The 22,287-nt window shown below is 36.1% G+C and carries 19 protein-coding genes; 10 read left to right on the top strand and 9 right to left on the bottom strand.

The window, feature by feature from the left end:
• The first annotated feature begins 71 nt into the window (after positions 1-71).
• Together FW781_RS01975 and FW781_RS01970 are read left to right on the top strand one after the other, a co-directional pair.
• Positions 72-1,565: a hypothetical protein gene (locus FW781_RS01975; RefSeq protein WP_149385885.1), complete on the top strand. Its 1,494-nt coding sequence runs from the start codon at positions 72-74 to the stop codon at positions 1,563-1,565.
• A gap of 94 nt (positions 1,566-1,659) precedes the next feature.
• The gene (locus FW781_RS01970) at positions 1,660-2,181 is read left to right on the top strand and encodes a DUF1697 domain-containing protein (RefSeq protein ID WP_149385884.1); all 522 of its coding nucleotides are present in this window, start codon (positions 1,660-1,662) and stop codon (positions 2,179-2,181) included.
• Positions 2,182-2,242: 61 nt separating this feature from the next.
• Here FW781_RS01970 and budA read toward each other — a convergent pair whose 3' ends face one another.
• The 3 genes from budA to FW781_RS01955 all read right to left on the bottom strand — a co-directional run bounded on the left by budA (position 2,243) and on the right by FW781_RS01955 (position 4,842).
• Complete coding sequence (gene budA / locus FW781_RS01965) at positions 2,243-2,986, bottom strand: acetolactate decarboxylase (protein ID WP_149387342.1); 744 nt, start codon at positions 2,984-2,986, stop codon at positions 2,243-2,245.
• Positions 2,987-3,082: 96 nt separating this feature from the next.
• Positions 3,083-3,865 carry an SDR family NAD(P)-dependent oxidoreductase gene (locus FW781_RS01960; protein WP_149385883.1) on the bottom strand — a complete coding sequence of 261 codons (783 nt, stop codon included), beginning with the start codon at positions 3,863-3,865 and terminating at the stop codon, positions 3,083-3,085.
• Positions 3,866-3,936: 71 nt separating this feature from the next.
• Positions 3,937-4,842 carry a helix-turn-helix domain-containing protein gene (locus tag FW781_RS01955; RefSeq protein WP_149385882.1) on the bottom strand — a complete coding sequence of 302 codons (906 nt, stop codon included), beginning with the start codon at positions 4,840-4,842 and terminating at the stop codon, positions 3,937-3,939.
• 158 nt (positions 4,843-5,000) lie between these two features.
• Between FW781_RS01955 and kdsA the strand changes: the two genes are divergently transcribed.
• The 6 genes from kdsA to FW781_RS01925 all read left to right on the top strand — a co-directional run bounded on the left by kdsA (position 5,001) and on the right by FW781_RS01925 (position 12,782).
• Entirely contained in the window at positions 5,001-5,810 is an 810-nt protein-coding gene (kdsA, locus tag FW781_RS01950) for a 3-deoxy-8-phosphooctulonate synthase (RefSeq protein WP_047385197.1), read from the top strand.
• Positions 5,811-5,853: 43 nt separating this feature from the next.
• Positions 5,854-8,091, top strand: a complete 2,238-nt coding sequence (locus FW781_RS01945; protein WP_149385881.1) for a TonB-dependent receptor plug domain-containing protein — start codon at positions 5,854-5,856, stop codon at positions 8,089-8,091.
• A gap of 213 nt (positions 8,092-8,304) precedes the next feature.
• Positions 8,305-8,712, top strand: coding sequence for a GNAT family N-acetyltransferase (locus tag FW781_RS01940; protein ID WP_149385880.1), 408 nt, complete (start codon positions 8,305-8,307; stop codon positions 8,710-8,712).
• Between the two features lie 211 nt (positions 8,713-8,923).
• Positions 8,924-9,304, top strand: a complete 381-nt coding sequence (locus FW781_RS01935; protein ID WP_228720120.1) for an HYC_CC_PP family protein — start codon at positions 8,924-8,926, stop codon at positions 9,302-9,304.
• A 120-nt stretch (positions 9,305-9,424) separates the two neighbouring features.
• A complete protein-coding gene (locus FW781_RS01930) occupies positions 9,425-9,898 on the top strand; it encodes a DUF3347 domain-containing protein (RefSeq protein WP_149385879.1) in 474 nt (157 codons plus the stop codon).
• Between the two features lie 103 nt (positions 9,899-10,001).
• Positions 10,002-12,782, top strand: a complete 2,781-nt coding sequence (locus tag FW781_RS01925; RefSeq protein WP_149387340.1) for a multicopper oxidase domain-containing protein — start codon at positions 10,002-10,004, stop codon at positions 12,780-12,782.
• Positions 12,783-12,954: 172 nt separating this feature from the next.
• Here the strand turns inward: FW781_RS01925 and FW781_RS01920 are convergent, their stop codons facing one another.
• The 4 genes from FW781_RS01920 to FW781_RS01905 form a co-directional block, all read right to left on the bottom strand.
• Positions 12,955-14,988 carry a S9 family peptidase gene (locus tag FW781_RS01920; protein ID WP_149385878.1) on the bottom strand — a complete coding sequence of 678 codons (2,034 nt, stop codon included), beginning with the start codon at positions 14,986-14,988 and terminating at the stop codon, positions 12,955-12,957.
• Between the two features lie 73 nt (positions 14,989-15,061).
• Positions 15,062-16,180, bottom strand: a complete 1,119-nt coding sequence (locus FW781_RS01915; RefSeq protein WP_149385877.1) for an FAD-dependent monooxygenase — start codon at positions 16,178-16,180, stop codon at positions 15,062-15,064.
• A 41-nt stretch (positions 16,181-16,221) separates the two neighbouring features.
• A complete protein-coding gene (locus FW781_RS01910) occupies positions 16,222-16,722 on the bottom strand; it encodes a GNAT family N-acetyltransferase (protein ID WP_149385876.1) in 501 nt (166 codons plus the stop codon).
• A 15-nt stretch (positions 16,723-16,737) separates the two neighbouring features.
• Entirely contained in the window at positions 16,738-17,328 is a 591-nt protein-coding gene (locus FW781_RS01905) for a hypothetical protein (protein ID WP_149385875.1), read from the bottom strand.
• Positions 17,329-17,670: 342 nt separating this feature from the next.
• Here FW781_RS01905 and FW781_RS01900 point away from each other — a divergent pair, with 342 nt between their 5' ends.
• A complete protein-coding gene (locus FW781_RS01900; protein WP_149385874.1) occupies positions 17,671-18,411 on the top strand; it encodes a hypothetical protein in 741 nt (246 codons plus the stop codon).
• 268 nt (positions 18,412-18,679) lie between these two features.
• Here the strand turns inward: FW781_RS01900 and FW781_RS01895 are convergent, their stop codons facing one another.
• Both FW781_RS01895 and FW781_RS01890 read right to left on the bottom strand, forming a co-directional pair.
• On the bottom strand, positions 18,680-19,546 hold the full coding sequence (locus tag FW781_RS01895; RefSeq protein WP_002979276.1) for a sigma-70 family RNA polymerase sigma factor: 867 nt from the start codon (positions 19,544-19,546) through the stop codon (positions 18,680-18,682).
• A gap of 426 nt (positions 19,547-19,972) precedes the next feature.
• On the bottom strand, positions 19,973-20,764 hold the full coding sequence (locus tag FW781_RS01890) for a S1/P1 nuclease (RefSeq protein WP_047385189.1): 792 nt from the start codon (positions 20,762-20,764) through the stop codon (positions 19,973-19,975).
• A 481-nt stretch (positions 20,765-21,245) separates the two neighbouring features.
• Between FW781_RS01890 and FW781_RS01885 the strand changes: the two genes are divergently transcribed.
• Entirely contained in the window at positions 21,246-22,187 is a 942-nt protein-coding gene (locus FW781_RS01885) for a type VI secretion system baseplate subunit TssG (protein ID WP_149385873.1), read from the top strand.
• The last annotated feature ends 100 nt before the right edge of the window (positions 22,188-22,287 follow it).

Below are 22,287 nucleotides of genomic sequence, written 5' to 3'. Positions count from 1 at the left end.
CTTCGGTTCCGTTTTTTTATTATTGGGATTCCTGAATATTAAGATTATATTTGTGAAACTAAAAATACATAATGGCTGAAACAAAAAGTAGCAGGTTCCCTATCTATGCCGTAATTGCTACAGTTGCTTTTAAACTTCTTTTTTTACTGACACATTATATCCAGGAGGATGCGTTTATTACGTGGAGAGTGGCTCAGAATCTACTGGATTACGGAGTAATCGGGTTCAATGGAGATGCTAAAATTTCTGCATCTACAACCCATTTTTATGTTTTTGTATCTTACCTTTTCAATCTTGTTTTTGGAAAAGAAAACTTTATTGAACCTCTTTTGATTTTTAATTCTATACTGTTTACAATAGGAACTTTGCTGCTTTCCCATTTGGTTCTTAAAAACCCGTGGCATAAGGCAATCTTTATATTTTTGATCGGCATTTTACCGCCAGCCATTAAAATTTCAATTCTCGGAATGGAATATGGAATCCTGTTTTTCCTCGAGATGGCATTGTTATATTATGGTTTCCATAAAGGGAAAAAATGGATGCTGACACTTCTTCCGGTGTTAATTATGTTTACAAGAATTGATACTGTGATATTCCTGGGAATTGTATTTCTCGTAGATCTATTCTGGAACAGAAAAATCAGATGGAATTATATTTTTGGAGGCATTCTGGGTGTTCTATCCACGGTTGCTTTCAACTGGTTTTACTTTGGAGAATTGGTTAATAATACCATTACAGCCAAAAAACTGCTCTATAGTGAGAATTTTACGATCCAGCAGCATATCGGCTACTTTTTTAAGAGCTTCGGAAACTTCTGGGGAATGCTGAAAGTTCCCGGAAATTTCAATCCTATGACGGTTGTAATATTGATTTTTGAACTGCTTTGTTTTATTTATCTGATCAGACAAAGAGAAAAAAGAAACTACTTCTTATGGATGATCTTTATTTTCGGATGGGTAAAACAGATTATTTTTATTTCTCAGAAAAGCTTGTTCGACTGGTACTACTGGGTGCCTCAGCTTTTGCTTTTTGTTCCTGTTCTTATTTTTGTGCTGGAACAGAAAGAGAAGAGAAACCTATGGCTGTCATTGCTTGTTATATTCTATATCTTCCCAATGTTTGTTTTTCAGACTGTTCACTGTATTGCAACAGGAAACGGGGAGTGGAACTACCGAAGAACGATTGGAACATTTTTAAATCAGTATGAAAAGGATAAAAATCAGTGGATACTCTTGGAACCGGCTGGTTATGTACCTTATTTTTCAGGATTAAAAACAATTGATGAGGTTGGATTGGTAGATAAGCAGATTCAGGAAGAAATTAAGAAAGATAAAGTGAACTACTGGATCAATACGGTAAAGACAAGAAAACCAAAATACCTTCTTTCTTACCAGAATCTATATGAAGGAAACAGTGAAAATTCATTGTATTATCAAACCCATTACAGGCTTTTAAAAGAATTCAGAGTGAAAGACCATCTGAAAAGTGATAATAAAATTCTGGAAAAAATTTACAATCTGAAACCTTCCGGAACAGACTATAATTTGTACATTAGGGTTGATTAAAATATTTAAGCATTTAAAGATTTAAAAAATAAGGAACTCCCTTAGCTCACTCCAAACCCTGCAACCTATTATCTAATCCCTAATCCCTGAAAAAATGAAATACTGTGCTTTTCTCCGAGGTGTCAACGTAAAAGGAACGAACATGAAAATGGCTGATGTCTGTCAGGTCTTTAAAGATGCCGGTATGACTGATGTGGTTTCAATATTAGCGTCAGGAAACATTGTTTTTTCTTCGGATAAAAATACTCAGGATTTAAAGGTGATTCTGGAAAAAGCAATGTCAGATCACTTTTCTTATGAAGCTTTTTTATTTATCAGATCTAAGGAAGAAGTTGAGGTTTTCTGGAATAGCGTTCCCTTTGAAAAAAAAGACGATCTTCATATTTATTCTTTCGTAGGAATGCCGGGTGTGGAAAAGGTCCTGATGGAGGAGTTTCAAAAAGCTGCCCGGTCTGAAAATGAGAAGGCGGAAATTGTAAATGATATATTTTACTGGCAGGTTCCGAAAGGCAATACCTTAGATTCGACTTTCGGGAAAGTATTAGGCAAGAAAAGCCTTAAAGATCAGTTGACAAGCCGTAATATCAATACGTTTGAAAAAATTTTGAAAAAATAAAAGTTTCATAGGTATCTTTTAAACACACCTATAAAACCTTTTTCTCTGAACAGCATTGATATTATTTTCCTTGCTCCACCCGTTTCAGGGCTTCATTGTCTTTTGTATTGAACTGAAAATTCTGAAAATCTTTATCTTTAGGTATTTCAAGCTCAAAACCATCAAGTTCTGCAAGCTCTATTTTCAGGTTTTCACCAATAAAATCCAGGATATGTCCGCCCTGTTTCCTGTCTGTGGAAAGGAAATGAAAATGGAAGTCTTTTACATTAATTCCGTTCAGATATTCCGGGATATAATATCCTATCATTACTCCTTCTGTGTGAGTGAATTCAAAAATTTTTTGCTTATCGAAAATAGATGTTAAAGTGGGAAAAGGTTCATTTTCTACGGGTGGGAATGCTCTTGTTTTCACAAGGTTAAACTTTCCGGTTACTTTAACGGCATATATTGAATTCTTATTAAGGAGTTTTTTGGATATTTGCTGTAAAACGGATGCCCTGTCTGCTTTCTTTTCAATAAAGAGAGTCGTTTCAGGGCTGAAAAATGTGACAAATGATAAAGCTGTTTTAAATCCGTCTTCAGGTTCCACGGTGATTCCCGTTGCTTTAGTTTGGTATACTTTTCCGTCCATTATGGTAAGTTCTCCATCCAGCATATCAGGAGCTCCCAGTCCAAAATTACCTTTTGATTTTAAATCTTTCAGGGATAATGTGCCCTTATAAAGTCCGCCAACAAATGCATCGGCAATCCCGTACTGATAAAGCCGGTTATATACTATTGAATCTTTTTTGTTATCTGGTATCATCTTTTTTGAAATTGAAAAGTCACTTGTTTTCTGCTGTGAATATCCCAGAATAAAGGACATTAAAAAACATAATTTTTTCATTTTTTTTTGAATTGTTTACCGTTGTCCGCCAATAGCCAGTCCTCCGTCTATCAGAATACTTTCACCCGTTACAAAAGAAGCTGAAGGGCTGCTCAGCCAAAGCACGAGTTCGGCTACCTCTTCAGGAGCAGCAAAGCGCCCGATGGGAGCATGTTTCTTAAAAGGCTCTGTTGCCTCTTCGGCATTTTCTTCAGGAAAGAACCGGTCAAACATAGGAGTACGGATATATCCCGGCTGGATATTATTGATCCGGATGTTTTCAGGAGCCGTTTCAATGGCCAAAGCTCTTACTAATCCGTCTAATGCAGCTTTACTTGCAGAATACACACCGGAACCTGCAGATGCTCCTCTTGCCAGCCAGGAAGAAGTATTGACGATGACTCCGCCTGTTTTTTGTTTTTTAAACTGCTGTATCTCGTATTTACAGGACATCCAGACTCCTTTAGTATTGATACTCATTACGCTGTCGAATTCTTCTTCAGGAGTTTCGTCAATGGGCAGGAACTTTCCCTCAATCCCTGCATTATTAAAGGCAATATCCAGTTTTCCAAAGTGTTTTACTGTTTCATTGATAAGATTTTGAATTTCATTAGTTTTTGAGACATCAGTCTGAATAAACAGAATGTCAGAGCTTATTGACCGTAGTGTTTCTAGTGCTGCGTTGCCCTGTTCCGGTCTGCGCCCCGCAATCACTACTCTTATTCCTGATTTCAGAAATAATTTTGCTGTTGCCAGTCCGATACCGGTTGTTCCTCCTGTAATGAGAGCTACTTTTCCTTTTAAAATTTCTTGTGTCATTATTTATTGATTTTGATGACACGAAGTTCGGTTCTGGTAATCAAAAATAATTATGCGAAACAAGCTGAAAGTTATGAAATGGAAAGAATATTTTTCCTGAATTGAGCAGGAGATTCTCCCACCTTTTTTTTAAAGAAAATAATAAAGTTTGAAGAATGCTCAAATCCCAGACAGTAGGCTATTTCGTTGATATCCCAATGGCTGAACTGCAGCAGGGACTTTGCTTCATTCAGAATACGTTCAGCAATCCATTCGGTAGTGGTTTTACCTGTAGTATCCTTTAACGCTTTATTCAGGTGGTTTGTATGGATATTAAGCTGTGTAGCAAATTCATTGGCATTTTTTAATGAAAGTGCTTTTTCCGGTGAATCGATAAAGAACTGATTTTCCAGAAGCTTAAAAAATAAGTTGCTGATCCGCTCTGAAGCATTGGGATGTCTGTGAAATGTTTGGGGAGGCTGCATTTTCATGGCCTCGTGCATAATGATCCGGACGTAGCTTTTGAGGAGATCATATTTATTAGGGTAATCGGATTGCTCTTCTTTAAGCATATTTTCGTATACAATCTTTAAAAGTTGAATGCTCTCATCGGCCGGAAAAAATACATGATCTCCTCCCGCTTTGAACAGGGGTGATCCTGCAAGGCTTTCATTTTTTAATGCAGGCAATACAAACTCTTCTTTAAAAAGGCAGAAATAACCTTCCTGTTGTATAGAAGTCGGTTCCCAGGAATAGGGAATAAGCGGGTTGAGAAAAACAATACAGGGCCTGTCGATTCTGATGAACTTATCTGCATAGCTCAATATACCGGTTCCGCCTGAAATCATTGATATTTTATAAAAATCTCTGCGGTACACGGGTTCCAGACGAGTGCTGCATTTAAAACTTTCCCTGCGGTATACATTGAACGGGCTTATATTGTTAGGCTCTTTTCCATGCAAAGCATAGAATTCCGTCAAAGTTTCTTTTGCTTTCATTATATAAAGTTATGAAATTCAAATGTATTTTATAAAATGGCAGTCCTAAAAGATAAGTAACTGTTATTGCAAGAAAATCAACAATAATGAAAGTCTTAAATAATTTCGAGTTCTGAAACTTTCTCAGTATTTTTACTGAACTTTTTAATTACAACAAAATGATTCAGTATTTAGATAATATTTCGCACAAAGATTCAAAGAACTTTTTCCTTATTGCCGGACCTTGCATTATTGAAGGGGAAGATATGGCATTGAGAATTGCTGAAAAAGTAATCAATATCACAGATAAATATAATATTCCCTATATTTTCAAAGGAAGCTTCAAAAAGGCAAACAGAAGCCGTGTAGATTCTTTCACAACTATTGGAGAAGAGAAATCTCTTGAAATCCTTAAAAAAGTAGGAGAGACGTTCAATATTCCTACAACAACAGATATTCATGAAAATGAACACGCAGCGCTGGCAGCACAATATGTAGATGTTCTGCAGATTCCTGCATTTCTTGTTCGTCAGACTGACTTATTAATCGCGGCAGCGAAAACAGGAAAATGTGTTACCCTGAAAAAAGGACAGTTCCTTTCACCGGAAGCTATGAAATTTGCTGTTCAGAAAGTAACAGATTCTGATAACCAGAAAGTAGCCATTATTGAAAGAGGAAATTCTTTCGGATATACAGACCTTATCGTTGATTACAGAGGAATTCCTACGATGAGAGAATATGCTCCCGTTATTTTAGATGTTACCCACTCTTTACAGCAGCCTAACCAGAACTCAGGAGTTACGGGTGGAAGACCAGATCTTATCGAAACTGTTGCTAAAGCAGGAATTGCAGTAGGAGCAGACGGAATTTTCATAGAAACACACCCTACACCGGAAACCGCATTGTCTGATGGTGCCAACATGTTAAGATTAGATTTATTAGAAGATTTGTTACAAAAATTGACAAGAATTAGAGAATCGATTTTGTAATTGTTAAAAAAACATTAATTTTAGAAATTCTAAAACATTTCTTTTGAAAAAACTAGTTTTACCGCTAAGCCTTATGGTCCCGTTTCTGATTTTCTCCCAACAAAGAAAAAAGGATACAGCGACCACTAGAGTAACCGATATAGAGGAAGTTGTCTTCCAGAAAAAATCAACAGGAAGAACCAACGACCTTACCAATGTGAGAATTTCAGCAAAAGAAGCAAAATCTGTAGCTTCTATCAACGGTGGAATTGAAGGATTGCTTAAGACTCTTCCTTCCGTAAACTCCAATACCGAGCTGTCATCCCAATATATGGTTCGTGGTGGAAACTATGATGAAAACCTTATCTACATCAATGATATTGAGATCTACAGACCTTTCCTGATCAGAAATTCACAACAGGAAGGGATGAGTATCATCAATCCGGATATGGTTTCTACTGTAAATTTCTCAGCAGGAGGATTTGAAGCCAAATATGGTGATAAAATGTCTTCTGCTTTAAATATCTATTACCGTGAACCTGAAAAATTTGAAGTTTCAGGAGAGGCTAGTTTGATTGGAGGCAGACTGACAACTGGTCTGGCTTCAAAAAATAAAAAATTTACAGCCCTATTTTCCGGAAGATACAGAAATACCAATCTTGTTCTGAATACCTTAAAGGAAGATACGGACTTTAACCCCACGTATTGGGATTTTCAGTCTTATCTGAATTACCATGTCAGTGATAAATTCTCTATGTCATTCATCGGATATTACTCCAAGAATGATTACGAAATGATTCCTAAGGCAAAAAGTGTTACTTTCGGAAGTCTTCAGCAGCCTATTACAGTAAATATAGGATATGCGGGTAAAGAAAATGACCAGTATAAAAATATGATGGGTACATTTTCCATGAACTATAAGCCGGCTGATAAATGGAAGCTTACTTTGGATGCTTTTGCGTATCAGAACAGAGAAAGAGAATATTATACCATACAGTCAGCATATGAGCTTCAGACATTTGATCCGGTAACACAGCAGCCTGTAACCTCTTTTGATGTTGGCGGACAGATAGAACATGCAAGAAACGATTTGTTTGTAAGAACATACGGAACACAGTTCAGAGCTAAATTTTCTCCTAATGTAAACACCGACTTTGAAGTTGGATTTAAATATGAGAAAGAAAATCTTAAGGACTTTACCAATGAGTGGAAACTTGTAGATTCTGCAGGATACAGTCTTCCAAGGCCGGAAGTGATTGATCCGAGAACAGGGACTACAGGAGACCTTAAGCTTGCTTATTATATTGCCGGACAAAATAATATTGAGCCTACAAGACTTTCTGCCTATGCACAGTATTCACAGAAGTTCTACTGGGGAGCCAGCAAAGTATTCGTGAATGCGGGAGTACGTGTGGCCAACTGGAGTTTCAATAAAGAAACAATATTTTCTCCGAGAGCTCAGTTTGCTATCAAGCCGGATTGGGAAAGCGATATGTTGTTCAAAATTTCAGGAGGTATTTATTATCAGTCTCCTTTCTATAAAGAAATTAAAGATTTGGACGGTAATTTTAACTCTAATATAAAGTCACAGCGCTCTATCCAGGTAATTCTTGCCAATGATTATGAGTTCCAGATGTATGACAGACCATTTAAACTGACTACAGAACTTTATTATAAGAAAATGGATAATCTGATTCCGTATTATATGGATAATGTGAGGATCCGTTATTCCGGGCAGAATAATTCCAAAGGATATGCATATGGTATTGATACCAGGCTGTTTGGAGAATTTGTACCTGGTGTAGATTCTTGGCTGTCTGCAAGTTATGCCAGAGTGTATGAAAATATTGATGGAAGAGGAGATATTCCGAGACCTACAGATCAGAGATTGAGATTTGCCATGTTCTATCAGGATTATATGCCAAGCTTTCCGTCTATGCGTGTGAACCTTACTTTGGTCTATGCTATGGGATTGCCTACAGGAGCTCCTGTACTATTCAACAGCAACGGACAGCCGGATTTTGGTTCAGCTTATAATTACCAGCAGACACTACCTGCTTATAAAAGAGTAGACTTAGGATTAACAAAGGTATTTATTGATCCGAAAGAAAAGAATAAGAGATCCGGATTCTGGGGTAATTTTGAAGAGCTGACATTAGGAGTTCAGGTTTTCAATGCATTCAACATCAACAACACGGTAGCAAACCAATGGATCACTGACTATAACAGTAATTATATGTATCCTGTCCCGGTACGTCTTACAGGGCGTTTCTTCAATGTGAAGTTAGAATTTAAACTGTAAAATCCATTCAATCAGAATCATCTGCGAGAAGATAAAAATAAAAAATCCTCTGAATTATTTTTCAGAGGATTTTTATTTGCCTGAATGTTGTAACTAAGGTTTCTCAGATATGGATAACACCTAATTTTCAAAATGTAAAATTTAATAACAATTGATTGAAAGGTATATATTATATTGATGGAATAGGTAAATTTGAAGGTTAGTAGAAATGTTATGAGCAATATCATATTTAAAATAAACGAAAAAATAGAAATTAAAACCATTAAAGATCTATTTTTCATGTCCAATTATTTACCAATTAGCAATATGAACGATGACTTTCGTTTACAAAAAATGTTTGACAATGCAAATCTTGTTGTATCTGCTTGGTCAGAAGATAAATTAGTGGGTATTGCCCGGTCATTATGCGACTTTAGCTATTGTTGTTACTTATCTGATATTTGTGTAAACAAAGAATTTAGGCATTTAAATATTGGAAAAAGATTAATTGAAATAACAAAAGAACATGCAGGAAAAGAATGTAAAATAATTCTCCATTCTTCAGAAGATGCATCCAATTTCTACTATAAAATTGGGATGAAAAGAATTTCAGAAGCATTTATAATTCAAAGAGAATATTGAAATGAAAAAAGTGGCAATTGAGGAGCCAATTGAAAAAAATCTGTAAAGAATTGGAATAATTTACTGAATGTTCACCTACGTTCATTTTTTTTGATATTGCAGTGGATATATAGGATTTTAGTTGAGATTTATTCTGTTTTCCGAATTTTATAACAACATTACCAAATTTTATAACAACGGTCTCAGAGATATTTTTAATTTTGTCTTATCAATGAAAAAGATTCTTGCCATATTGTTTTCTATTTTCTACTTCGGGTTTTCTTCCGGAGCAGCTTTTAGCATTCATTATTGCATGAAGGAATTTGTTTCTGTAAGTCAGAAAACAGATGATATCTGCGCTAAATGCGGTGTTAAAGACAAAAAAGGGTGCTGCAAAACAGAGATCAAAATAGTAAAAGTAGATGATTCACAGAAGTCTGATTTCCTTAAGATTGATTTTTTAAGCCAGATTTCAGAAATCCCTGTGCAAACTCAGTTTGCTGTTATTGATAAGTCTTTTTCAGCCACCAAATTTGCTCAAATACAGATTAATGGACCGCCAGAATACCGGCCGGTACCTATCTACATCAATCATTGTAATTTTAGAATTTAGAATCCGTCTGTCGTTTTCTGTATCATCAATTGTATACGGTTACAGGCGACATGTACTGACGCATTTACTGGTGCGTTACCCATTATCTTTATTAAAAAATTAATTCTAAAATTTAAAACAATGAAAAAATATATCATCACAGCAGCTTTATCTTTATTCTCAATTATTTCACTATCAGCACAGTCTAAAAAGGATGCTCAGGTTTCCAAGCTGTATCAGAACTATATCGCAATCAAATCAGCATTAGCTTCGGATGATGCCGATAAAACTTCAAAAGCCGCAACAGAATTCATTAAAACAGCTTCAACTATTGATTATAAAATGGTTTCGGAAGGTAACCTGAATATTCTTAGAAAAGATGCTTCTGCTATTTCCGAAGCGAGAAATATTGCCGCTCAAAGAGAAACCTTTTTCAATCTTTCCGACAATATGATCGCTTTAACGAAGCAGTTCAAACTTTCTGAAAAACCAGTCTATGTACAATATTGCCCAATGGCAGACGGAAGCTGGCTGAGCAATGAAAAACAGATTGTCAACCCATACTACGGGAAATCTATGCTTTCATGCGGAAGCGTAAAGTCAGAGATTAAATAATCAGTGTATTGTTCTTTAAAATAATAAGTTGTATAGCTTAAGTTATAATTAACTTTAAGTTATACAACTTCTAAAACTTCGAAATATTATGAAAAAACTAATAATGTTTCTGGTGCTTTTATTCTCTGTTTTTACTTTCGCACAAACTACAAAAACGTATTATACCTGTCCGATGCACCCTGAAGTGGTGTCCTCAAAATCTGGAGACTGCCCGAAATGCGGAATGACTCTGGTAAAAAAGACAAGTGTTATAAAACCTAAAATAGCTGCAAAGCCTGAAGTGAAACCTATTCCTAAAACAGAGAAGAGGGCAAAGCCTGCAGAAACAAATATAAATAAGGCAGAAGTTGAGAAAAATAGAAAGCTTCAAAAGACAAATAAAATAAAGGAAACAAATAAGATTGGGCAAACAAAAGTGATAAAGCCTTCTGTTCAATCAGAAAAAAAAGCTGTATCACCAGTTAAAACTCAAGCTCAAATTTCCTATACCTGCCCGATGCATCCTGAAGTAGTTTCCGATAAGCCGGGAAAATGCCCTAAATGCGGGATGGATATGGTAGAAAAGGAAGATCATTCTCATTTAAAGGCTGAAAATCCAAATGAGAAGAAATCTATTTTAAAACGTAATTCTGAAAACGGAAGAATTACTTTCGGTGGAAAAACAGTTCGTTATGATCTGTATGTAAAAGATACCATTGTCAATTTCACCGGAAAAAACAGGAGAGCTATTGCGATTAACGGAAAGCTTCAGGCTCCGACTTTATATTTTACGGAAGGAGATACAGCTGAAATTTACCTGCACAATATGCTGAATGAAAATACCGGATTGCACTGGCATGGGGTAATTTTACCCAATGAACAAGACGGAGTTCCCTATCTTACCACAAAACCGGTAACGCCGGGAGAAACCCACTTATACAAATTCAGAGTTTCCCAAAACGGAACGTATTGGTATCATTCTCATGAAGCCCTTCAGGAGCAGATAGGAATGAATGGGATTCTGGTTTTCAAGAAAAGAGAAGGTGAGCCCAAAACAGAATACAATGCTGAGATTCCGGTATTGCTGGGAGACTGGAGTGATGATGATCCAATGCAGATTGCAAGAAGACTTCATATGGCCAATACAGACTGGTATGCTGTAAAGAAAAATGCAGTACAGAGTTACTGGGAAGCCATTAAGTCCGGAAATTTCGGGACAAAAACATTGAATGAATGGAAAAGGATGGAAGCAATGGATGTAAGTGATGTCTATTATGATAAATTTCTGATTAATGGTACTCCCAGTTCAGATTATTCCAATCTAAAAGCTGGAGATAAAGTAAGATTGAGAGTCGCCAACGGAGGTTCATCTACCTATTTCTGGCTGAATTATGGTGGAGGAAAAATAAAAGTAGTCGGAAATGACGGAAATGATGTGGTTCCGATAGAAGTTGACCGTTTGATTGTCGGGGTTTCCGAAACCTATGATATTGAAGTCACGATTCCGGAGAATAAAAGCTTTGAATTCAGAGCGACTTCAGAAGACAGAATAGGACATGCTTCCCTTTGGCTGGGTTCCGGTGAAAAGGTAGAAGCTCCCAATCTTCCAAGATTAATGCTTTTTGAAGGAATGAAAATGATGAACGGAATGATGGAGATGAGCGGGAATATGAAACCGATGAATATGACCATGGGAAATCAAATGATGGATATGAATGAAGTGATGTACCCGGAATTATCTGAAAATCAAAGAAAAACTACAGCAAAGCATATCAATGAGATGATGGGAGTGAAAACGGAAGAAGACAAAAAAGAAGATCATTCTCAACACTCAGAAATGGATATGAAGGAAGAAAAAACAATTAAGAGATTGTCTTACAATATTTTAAAATCTCCTGAAAAAACCATTCTTCCGACGGATACCATTCGTGAAATGAAATTTACGCTGGAAGGAAATATGAACCATTATCTGTGGACGCTGGATAATAAAACTGTAACAGAAACAGATAAGATCCTGATAAAAAAGGGAGAAATTCTTAGAATTAAACTATATAATAATTCTATGATGCGTCACCCGATGCACCTTCATGGTCATGATTTCAGATTAATCAATTCAAAAGGAGAGTATTCTCCGTTGAAAAATGTAGTAGATATCATGCCGATGGAAACCGTAACGATAGAATTTGCAGCGAATCAGGATGGCGACTGGTTTTTCCACTGTCATATTTTATATCATATGATGGCAGGAATGGGAAGAATCTTCAGCTACGAAAATTCAAAACCCAATCCACAGCTTCCAAACAGAAAATTAGCCTGGAAAAATTTTATACAGGATAATACAATGACCAGTTCTATGGCGATGCTGGATGTTGCAAGTAATAAGATCCATGCAGAAACAATGACGATGTTCGGTCCGAGATGGGCAAACCTTAATGAGTTTCATTCCAACTGGAATTTTGATCATTTTGAAGGAAGTGCAAAAGTAGGACGCTTCTTAGGAAAATTCCAATGGGCGCTTCCTTATGCAGGAGTCAGAGTTCAAAAAAATCATGAGATTATGGAAAGACAGATGGCAGAGGATATGGGTATGGATTTTCATGGTAAAAAAAACTGGTTCGGACAGCAGAAAGCTTCAAAAAACAAATTTGCATTCATGATGGGTTTGCAGTATGTACTTCCCATGTTGATTACCGCTGATGCAAGTGTTGACCAAAACGGAAAAGTATTATTGGAGCTGAGTCGTGAAGATATTCCACTTTCCAGAAGACTGAGAGGAAATTTCAGTGTTAACTCTGATGGTGAATTCTCAACAGGAATGAGGTATATTCTTCAAAAATGGTTATCTGTTTCCGGAAACTATGATAATGAAATGGGCTGGGGTGCTGGTGTTACTTTAACGTATTAAATAAAACTAAATTATATTCAAAAAGCTGTCTCATGGAGGCAGCTTTTTTTGATCAGATAAATGTTGGGTTGTATTTAACCAAAGGATAGTGATTTTAATGATTAATTCTAGGATGTAAAGAAAAGCCACCTCATTTTCACGAGATGGCTTTATATAATTGATACAAATGCTTTTATTTAGAAGCACCTGCGGTTTTTTCACTTTTCGCCGGAGTATAAGTCACCTTTGAAATATCAACTGTCATTTCCTTCAGACGTTTTGCCACATTTTCAGGCATTTCTTTCTGATATCTGCCTCCAATTACTTCAGCAAGGAATTTCTCCGTTTCAGCGTACATTGCCATGCTGTTCACCGGCTTACGGAATCCATGGCCTTCATCATCGGCAAGGATGTAATTTACCTTTTTACCTTTATCGCGCAGCGCAATGACAATCTGATCCGCTTCAGCCTGCTTTACTCTTGGATCATTAGCTCCCTGAACAATCAGTAACGGCTTGTTGATCTTGTCTACACTGAATAACGGGCTGGCATCATGCATACGTTTTTTACCTTCTTCGGTTTTAGGATCACCTACCATTCCGTACAGGAAAGCGCGGGCAGCTTCCCAGTAAGCAGGAACAGAATCCAGTAAAGTAAAGAGATTGCTTGGTCCTACAATATCTACTCCTGCAGCATATACATCCGGAGTAAATGCTAAACCTGCGAGTGTTGCATACCCACCGTAGCTTCCTCCCATGATCACCACTTTGTTTTTGTCTGCAATTCCCTTATCAATCAGGTATTTTACGCCCCACGTAATATCGTCCTGCATCAGTTTTCCCCACTGAAGATCTCCGCCGTTCTGAAACTTTTTACCATAACCGCCGCTCGCTCTGAAGTTAGGCTGTAAGACGGCATATCCTCTGTTAGCTAAAAACTGTACCGTTGAATTGTAGCCCCAGTAATCTCTTGGGCCTTTCGGACCTCCATGAACCAAAACAACAACAGGAACATTTTTGCCGCTTGATCCCACAGGTAAAGTCAGATATGCCGGAATTTCAAGTCCGTCACTGCTTTTATAAGAAATAGGAGTCATTGCAGCCAGATACTTTTCTACTTTTTTCAATTCTGTTCTTGGGGTATACTGGAAAATCAGCTGTTTTGTTTTTGCATCAAAAAAATATGCTTCAGAAGCATATTTATCACCTCCAACTGCAACTAAGAATTTAGAATAGTCATTGGTAGAGCTTGAAAAATTAACTTCTCTTCCTGGAAATTTACTTTGCAGAAATTTATAATTGTCTTCCCACGTTTTGTCTTTCCAGTAATACTCTGTTTTATCTCCGGTGTAAGAAGTATAAATCATTTTTCTGGTATTTCTGTCCAGAAACAGTCCTCCAAAATCTACTTTATCTTTAGGATCGCTTTCTATTTTTGTAATCTGCTTAGTTTTGGGATCCATCAGGAATAAGGTTGATTTATCAAGATTCCCTTTGTTGGTTACCAGATAGAATTTAGAATTATCTTCGTTCCAGTTTGAGATGTAAGCGCTTTCCGTTACCAAAGTCTCATAAATAGGAGTCAGTTTATCTCCTTCCTTATAAAAAAACTGGGTAGTTCCTTTATCATCCGTTTTGGAAAGGACTCTCAATTTTTCATCCCAGTCAAAATCATAACTTGTGATGCGGTCTGTGTTTTCATAAATCTTTTTCAGCTCACCTGTAGAAATTTTCAATGAATATAAATCATGCCATGCCTTATCACGGTTATTTAATCCCACCATCAACAGATCAGGATCTTTTCTGCTTACCATGTAGATTTGAGCCGTTACTTCTTTAAGCGGAGTTAAATTCCTTGATTCCGGAACTCCGGTGGTTACTTTTGCCATGGGATCTACAGCAAAAATATTCATGTTTTCATCACCATTACCATCTTTTACATAAAGAATATACTTTCCGTCTTCTGACCAGAAATATCCGTTCATCGGGCGTTTGCTGTCTGTGAGCGGACGGGCTTTTTCAAAAGGTTCATCAATCTTTTTTACCCATATATTCATAATACCTCCATATTCTTTCGTAAAGGAAATCCATTTTCCATCCGGGCTCAACTGTCCTCCGGAAATTTCCGGGTTTCCAAAAAATAATCCTCTGTCCAGTACCGGGACTTCCTGTGCTCGTGCTGTATGTACTCCTATGAATAAGAGCAATACGTAAAAGATTTTTTTCATGTTTTTAATTTTAGTTGTTATTAATAAATCGAATAATTTTTTTTTAAATTTTATCTTTTCTTAAACCGGATTTCTACATTTCCAGTTCTATGATCTTTTTAGCCATCTTTTGATTGATCCTTTCAGGAATCATACGCATAAGAAAATTACGTATTGAATTTCCCCTTTCCCATTGAGAAATATTTCCGATAGTCCGGCTTGTGTTGACAATATAATCTACTTTTTTCCTCCTGATGTTTTGAAACGACTCAAAAACCGCATTGAAATCCTGATTTTTCTCCAGTAATTTTCCAATGATATAAGCATCTTCAATCGCCTGGCAGGCCCCTTGTCCCATATTGGGAGTTGTGGCATGGGCAGCGTCTCCGATCAGGCATAGATTTTCAGAATGCCATTTGGAAATAGGAGCGAGGTCGGAAATGGTATTACAGATAATATTTTCGTCTGGTGTAGCGTCAATAAGTTGTAAAACCAAAGGATCAAAATCATTAAAAATCTCTGTGATTTCAACATATTCCCTAAAACTTCTTTCGTTCACGCAGGCGTACCAGTATACTTTTCTGTCAGAAATTTTTACAAATCCAAAACGTTTTCCTTTCCCCCACATTTCAAAGGCTTCCTGATGATGTTTCTCGGGAAGATCGAAATCTAAAAGACCGCGCCAGCATTTCTGTCCGGAGTTCCTTATGGTTCCGGTTTTCAGGACCTGATTTCGGATAGAAGATTTTATGCCATCTGCTCCAAAAACGATTTTACTTTCAATCCGATTTCCGTTTTCAAAGTCTAAAATATAATTTTCCTCTTTTTCAATTTTTTGTAGAGAATGATTCAGTTTAATGGAATCGGGAGCAAGGTTTTCAGCTAAAATCTTCTGAAGCTCAGCCCGGTGAATCGCAACATTGCATGAATTGTATTGAGTTTCCAGTTCCAGAATTTCTGTCTTGGAGATGGTCTGTAACGATTCAGTGGCAATAACAATTCTGTGAATTTTATTACCAGCTTTTTCAATTTTTTCTTTTAAACCCAAACGGTCAAAAACCTGCATTGCATTTACTGCCATCATAATCCCGGCTCCTACAGGTTTTATTTCAGGAGCAGATTCATAGATCGTGAAATCATACTGATGTTGCTTCAGGACATTTCCGAGGGTCAATCCCCCGATTCCGGCTCCGATGATTGAAATGGTGTTCATAAAGTTTAGGTTCTTGATAATGTAGATGAAAGAGATTTAATTTATATTGTTAAAATATAGCTTTCTGATACCTTTTTAAAACCATACTTGCTAAAAAAGTTGTGAGCGCCATGATTGTTGACCCCACTTTCCAATAGGATAAAGCTGATATTCCAGTTTTTAGATTCATGAATGGCTTTCTCCAAAAGCTTACTTCCAAGTGACTGACCTCTTACAGACTGATCCAGAAGCATGTCTTCCAAAATCGCATATTTTTTAAAAGGGCTGTTGATCACATTGAAAACCATCATTCCCACAATTTCTTCATTTTCGTTTTCTGCAATCAGAATATTCAGTTTAGAACTGCCATCTGAATTAAAATCGGTAATCAGCTGCTCGGTAAGAATCAGTTCAAGATCCGGATTCCAGTGATGGGAATCAATGGCTCTGCCGGACATCATTTCGCCATGGGAAATATAAGAGTCTGTTTTATGGGTAATAAAAAAGTCTACCAGCTCTTTAACGCGGGCTTTATCAGTGAGCCATTTTGTAATATATTTCATGAGGTGTAACAGTGTTTATTTTAATTTTTTCAGCTCTTCAAGCAATTTATTCTGTTTATTGATAAATTGATTAAGGCTGTCCGTTTTCAAAGGATGGGCATTCTGGTATTTTTCAATTTCAGGAATGGTCTTTCTGATTTTGAAAGCAGCATATAAGCTATAAATACTTTGCTTGTTACTATTAATTTTATGCTTAAGTTCTTTTATTTTTTGAACCTTTAGACCATATTTATCTGAACTTTCTTCGATAAGCTTAATCATTTCCTTTCTTAAAACGGAATCATTAATAGATTTTGCCTCATTTTTTGCAATCAAATAATAATCTTCTGAGTTAGAAATAATGTCATCATATATATATTGCATTTTTTTGGCATCCTCTTGCATTAAAGAAATTTTTTCATCCAGTTTCTTTAATCCTTCATCATTTTTTATTTTTTCATAATAAATACCATTGAATATATCCTGGGTTTTACCTAACCTCTTTATTGGCATACTGGATTCCGTATTCTCAGCTGCTTTTTCAACAATATCATGTTTTTGGGATTTATTTTCTCTACAAGAAAGTATAGATAACGCAAGGATAGAGGCGAAGAGTATTTTTTTCATAGAATGTTTTGTTTTGGTGTATTATCAACATCATATCTCAACAACTAAAATTAATCATTTAAATTTTAGTGCAAATGAGTAAAGGATATGATTTTGATTAGTTGAACAAATGATGGAGAATGTTACATAAATCTGCAGATTGAATGTAATTAGTCCTGTTTATAACCTCTGATGTAAACAAGAAAGCAGAGCCTGAAACCAGACTCCGCTTATAAAATTAATGACATATTTAAAAATGTCATACCTGTGCTATACCCATGTCATATCTGTGTAATAGGCATTTTTTAGAAGTGGGTTTTACTCTTTTGTATTATTGCGACTTAAATATTTAAAAATATGGTAATGAAAAAAAAAACTATTCTCATATGCTCTTTGATCATCTCATCAGTGGCATATTCTCAGGTTGGAATTAATACGACTAACCCTCAAGGCACTTTCCATGTTGATGGAGCTAAAGACAATCCTTCTACGGGAGCCCCTTCAGTAGCTCAACAGGCTAATGATTTTACTGTAACTCCTGCCGGAGCTGTGGGAATTGGAGTAACAGTTCCAACTAACACGCTTGATGTTAACGGGACTGCAAGAATAAGAACTATCAACCCTGCCTCATCAGGAACCGTTTTGTCTTCTGTTTATGTAGATGCTACGGGGGTTGTAATGAAACAAGAAAGTTCAACCACTGGTGAAGTAAGATCTCATAGCGGTACTATTGGTGCGGGCGTTAATGGCTTATATTTGTCAGGTATCCCGAATGGTTTATACAGGCTTACTATTACAAATGTTAACGGTTGTGGTGATGCTACTACTGTAAATTATTTGGTTCATAGTTATTCAACTAACAGTTATTACGGTCTTAAAGGAATAAATGGCTTTTTAACCAGTACTTTTGGTTCTCCAATATATACTCAGACAGCAAGGAATACTGTTGCTGTGACATGGTCAGGCCTTGGAGGATGTGCTGATGGTGGTAATGCAACAGCATTTAATTATACGGTAACTATGCCAACTGCAGGACAGATCAATATAATAAATAACGGAAACGTAGCGAGAAATTACAAAGTAACTCTTACTAGAAATGACTAAAACCAGCTTGTTTTTTTGAAATCGGGATATCGTCTCCGAATAAATTGACGATAATATTACGGTACTTAGTTATCCGGGGAAGGATATTTCTCCGGGTTTTTTGTGTATCTGATCTCAAAGAAAGTGAAATTGATGTATTGTTTGAACCAACTAAAAATGTTACATCAATTATACAATGCATTAAATAAGTTGCTTTATTGATGAATTACAATAAAAAAAACGGAGCCTGAAAAACAGACTCCGCCTATAAAATTTTTTTACGCTAAAATTATTTACCCAGGTAAGATTTAAGAATCTTGCTTCTGGTATTGTGTTTTAGTCTCTTAATTGCTTTTTCTTTGATCTGACGAACTCTCTCTCTTGTAAGATCGAAAGTTTCACCAATTTCCTCTAAAGTCATTGGGTGTTTTCCGTTCAGTCCGAAGTATAATCTTACCAGATCAGCCTCTCTTGGCGTCAGAGTATTCAATGCTCTTTCAATCTCAATTTGCAGAGATTCAAGCATCAGATCTTTATCAGGACTTGGAGATTCTCCTGAACGCAATACATCATAAAGATTAGAATCCTCACCTTCAACTAAAGGTGCATCCATAGACAAGTGTCTTCCGGAGTTTTTCATTGATTCTTTGATATCTTCCTCGCTCATGTCAAGAACTTCAGCCAATTCTTCCGGAGAAGGCGGTCTTTCATTTTCCTGCTCAAGGTGAGCGTATGCTTTATTGATTTTGTTGATAGAACCAATTTTGTTCAATGGCAGTCTTACAATTCTTGACTGCTCAGCCAATGCCTGTAAAATTGATTGACGGATCCACCATACTGCATAAGAGATAAATTTGAAACCTCTAGTTTCATCGTACCTTTTTGCCGCTTTCATTAATCCTAGGTTACCTTCATTGATCAAATCGGGTAAAGAAAGACCTTGATTTTGGTATTGCTTGGATACAGAAACTACGAAACGAAGGTTGGCTTTGATTAATTTCTCCAGTGCGGCTCTGTCGCCTGCACGTATTCTTTGTGCCAATTCTACTTCTTCGTCCGCAGTGATCAGTTCCACTTTACCAATTTCCTGCAAATACTTGTCTAATGAAGCAGTTTCCCTGTTGGTAACCTGCTTAGTGATTTTTAATTGTCTCATTTATTTTATCCTCAAAAAAAGAGTTACTATAATATATACGTATGAAAAGGTAAAAAGGTTACACAAGTTTTAATTTTTTTGTAAAATGTGCAAAGTAAAATAGGGTCATGTATTTTGTTTTTATGTAATTGGTTGATATAAAGTGAATTATCGTGATCTAAGTAGTGTGTTTTTGTACAATGTAAAAAATAAAATGGATGAATGTTTTGAGAAGTATTTTAATCAGTTGATAATAAGTGTATTATGTTTTATTTTATTTTATTTTATTTGAAAATTAAAGAATACATTCAATAGAGGAATAGAAATTCTTTAAAACCTAGTAATTTCCCTAAACCCTAAACCCTAAACCCTAAACCCTAAACTTTAAACAAAAAAAAACGAAACCGAAGTTCCGTTTTCATATCTCTTTGTCAAAATAAGTTTTTACTAGAAAAGCTCGTTTAATACTTTTGCCAGTCTCAGTCCCCCGTACAATAATTGTCTTTCTACTGTATCGTTGAACTTATACTGATAGTCGTAAGATAGCTTAGAGTCGTTAGGAGTCTGCGCATAGATCTTGTTGGCAATTTTATGAGAATCATACAGCCAGTCTTCAAGTGTTCCGGACTGTATCTGTGCTACTTCTTCTTTAGATTTGATATCTAAAAGTTTAGAATACTCTGTGTAGCTGTATTTTTGAGAATCTACCAATTTTCCGTCCCAAACAGAGTGTAAATTTGTTTTTTCCCCGAAATAGGTCACATTGATTTTGTTTCCACCTAAATCTTCTGCTCTTCCCACGTGAAGGGGTTGGGCAAGATCTCCCATAATATGGATAAGGAAGATTAAAGCAATTTTTCTGTCTTTTTCAGAAGTGTTTTTGTCTTTGATCTGGCTGGATAATGTGTTTACCTGAGTGTAAAGGCTTGGTCCTGCCTGTGCTTTTAAGTTTTGTTCAAAAGCTTTAAAGTCGGTCATCGGATCAATATTTACATAATGCCATGATGAAGCCTGTTTCCATGCTCCGGTGGTATCAGATTTGATGAAATCCGGCCAGTTGGCCCAGTAAGCCAGGCGCTCTTTTCCCATCATCTTTTTAATTTCTCTTCTTGCTTTCCGGGAAAGATGGTTTTCTGCAATGTCTGCAATAACCCTGTGTCCCGTTAATCCCCATGCATAAGAATAAAGTGAAGAGGCCATGAATGCTAAAATCAGAATTTTAGAATAAATACTTTTCATTTTAAATAACAATTTTCAGTCTGCAAAGATACGGCCCGCTTTCGGAATGAGCACGCATTATCCTGAATTTATTCTATGAGATGATGTTAATAAAATTTAATCTAAATAAAAGACCTTTTTATATTACGTTTGGAAACTTAATTTTTCAGAAGAAGATAGATAAATGATGAGAAGTAGAAGAGTATAGAATGAGAATAGCAGGACATAGGATTCTTTATATAAGGAAGACCTAAAAATCTTAATCCTAATCTTGCGCCCTGAATCCTGAATTTTTAACCTTTAACCATCTGATTCTGAATAATTAATTTTAAATTTTAAAAAGCAAATAAACTTTCTATTTACCGTATTTTTACGGAATTTGCTTAAAATTATTCCTTTTAATGTCAATAAATTATTATTTTTAGGATAAAATTATTCGTAAAATATTTTTTCAAACTTATGAGATATATTATCTTTACAAGTCATAATCAGAGGAAACACTATGTATGAGACTAATATTGTAGATATGCATTACAATAAGCTGCAGACAGACTTTAAGGCTGAAGCTGTGGCTGTTAATCTATTGAAATACCACCGTGCAGTAAGCAATATATTCATTGAGCGTGTTGGCGTGAATGACCGTGCTTACCTGAAGGATATAAAGAGCATTTCAAGCAGTTATTTGGGATTTGATGAGGAAGTATTCACTATAGAGAGTTACAGGGAGGGTATTTATGACTATCTTCCGGAAGGCTTATTTCATCCGCCATCTCTTGGAGCTTCCCGAAAGAATGTAGATACTGTGGTAAGGGAAATCCGCAAACAGAAAAGGGTAGAAGATGATGCCCGTAAGTTTTTCCGCCCTTTTGAACTGGAAGTTTTTTTTACGGAAATCAGTGCTTTACTTAAAGAATCTGAATTTGATATTACAAGCAATACAGATTCTTTATTGGAAACGGTAAGTGAGCTTTGGCCTCTGATAAAGATGCTGGATAAGCAGAGTGCTTATATCTTTATGCATATTCTTCCGTTTTTCCACCAGATAAGAGGGGATAAAAAATGGTTTGAAAGATGTATGACCGCTTTTCTGCAGGTGCCGGTAAATGTAACTTTTTCACCCAATATCATTGATGAAATTGAGAAAAATGATAACTCCATGCTATTGGGAAATTCAAGATTAGGAGTAACCTATATTCCAAGTGGCCCGCATATGGACGGGCAGCGAAACTGGGTGGTCAATATTGGTCCTATTCCTTATGAAGATATGAAAAAATATATCCCCGGAAGTCCGTTCAGAAATGTACTTCAGTCACTATATGATTATTTTCTTCCGGTAACAGTTGACGTGGAAGAGAATTTTGTTACAGAAAAAGAGGAATATTCATTCAGTCTTGAGGATGATGGAAGAAATGCCAGCCGCCTTGGATACTCTACATTCCTCTAAATTATTTTATTATATTTACAACTGCCAACAAAGTATAAATTCGAAAAGAAACAAATGGAAATTTCTTCAGTAAAAGGTATTTTTTTAAGGTATATCTTAA

The sequence above is a fragment of the Chryseobacterium panacisoli genome (assembly GCF_008274625.1).
GTDB lineage: Bacteria > Bacteroidota > Bacteroidia > Flavobacteriales > Weeksellaceae > Chryseobacterium > Chryseobacterium panacisoli.
This window is presented reverse-complemented; position numbering and strand designations above follow the sequence as displayed.

What these genes read in the sequence shown, in the direction of transcription:
- FW781_RS01975 (WP_149385885.1), top strand. Translation starts at nt 72, where the DNA reads ATGGCTGAAACAAAAAGTAGCAGGTTCCCTATCTATGCCGTAATTGCT.
- FW781_RS01970 (WP_149385884.1), top strand. Translation starts at nt 1,660, where the DNA reads ATGAAATACTGTGCTTTTCTCCGAGGTGTCAACGTAAAAGGAACGAAC.
- budA (WP_149387342.1), bottom strand. Translation starts at nt 2,986, where the DNA reads ATGATACCAGATAACAAAAAAGATTCAATAGTATATAACCGGCTTTAT.
- FW781_RS01960 (WP_149385883.1), bottom strand. Translation starts at nt 3,865, where the DNA reads ATGACACAAGAAATTTTAAAAGGAAAAGTAGCTCTCATTACAGGAGGA.
- FW781_RS01955 (WP_149385882.1), bottom strand. Translation starts at nt 4,842, where the DNA reads ATGAAAGCAAAAGAAACTTTGACGGAATTCTATGCTTTGCATGGAAAA.
- kdsA (WP_047385197.1), top strand. Translation starts at nt 5,001, where the DNA reads ATGATTCAGTATTTAGATAATATTTCGCACAAAGATTCAAAGAACTTT.
- FW781_RS01940 (WP_149385880.1), top strand. Translation starts at nt 8,305, where the DNA reads ATGAGCAATATCATATTTAAAATAAACGAAAAAATAGAAATTAAAACC.
- FW781_RS01935 (WP_228720120.1), top strand. Translation starts at nt 8,924, where the DNA reads ATGAAAAAGATTCTTGCCATATTGTTTTCTATTTTCTACTTCGGGTTT.
- FW781_RS01930 (WP_149385879.1), top strand. Translation starts at nt 9,425, where the DNA reads ATGAAAAAATATATCATCACAGCAGCTTTATCTTTATTCTCAATTATT.
- FW781_RS01925 (WP_149387340.1), top strand. Translation starts at nt 10,002, where the DNA reads ATGTTTCTGGTGCTTTTATTCTCTGTTTTTACTTTCGCACAAACTACA.
- FW781_RS01920 (WP_149385878.1), bottom strand. Translation starts at nt 14,988, where the DNA reads ATGAAAAAAATCTTTTACGTATTGCTCTTATTCATAGGAGTACATACA.
- FW781_RS01915 (WP_149385877.1), bottom strand. Translation starts at nt 16,180, where the DNA reads ATGAACACCATTTCAATCATCGGAGCCGGAATCGGGGGATTGACCCTC.
- FW781_RS01910 (WP_149385876.1), bottom strand. Translation starts at nt 16,722, where the DNA reads ATGAAATATATTACAAAATGGCTCACTGATAAAGCCCGCGTTAAAGAG.
- FW781_RS01905 (WP_149385875.1), bottom strand. Translation starts at nt 17,328, where the DNA reads ATGAAAAAAATACTCTTCGCCTCTATCCTTGCGTTATCTATACTTTCT.
- FW781_RS01900 (WP_149385874.1), top strand. Translation starts at nt 17,671, where the DNA reads ATGAAAAAAAAAACTATTCTCATATGCTCTTTGATCATCTCATCAGTG.
- FW781_RS01895 (WP_002979276.1), bottom strand. Translation starts at nt 19,546, where the DNA reads ATGAGACAATTAAAAATCACTAAGCAGGTTACCAACAGGGAAACTGCT.
- FW781_RS01890 (WP_047385189.1), bottom strand. Translation starts at nt 20,764, where the DNA reads ATGAAAAGTATTTATTCTAAAATTCTGATTTTAGCATTCATGGCCTCT.
- FW781_RS01885 (WP_149385873.1), top strand. Translation starts at nt 21,246, where the DNA reads ATGTATGAGACTAATATTGTAGATATGCATTACAATAAGCTGCAGACA.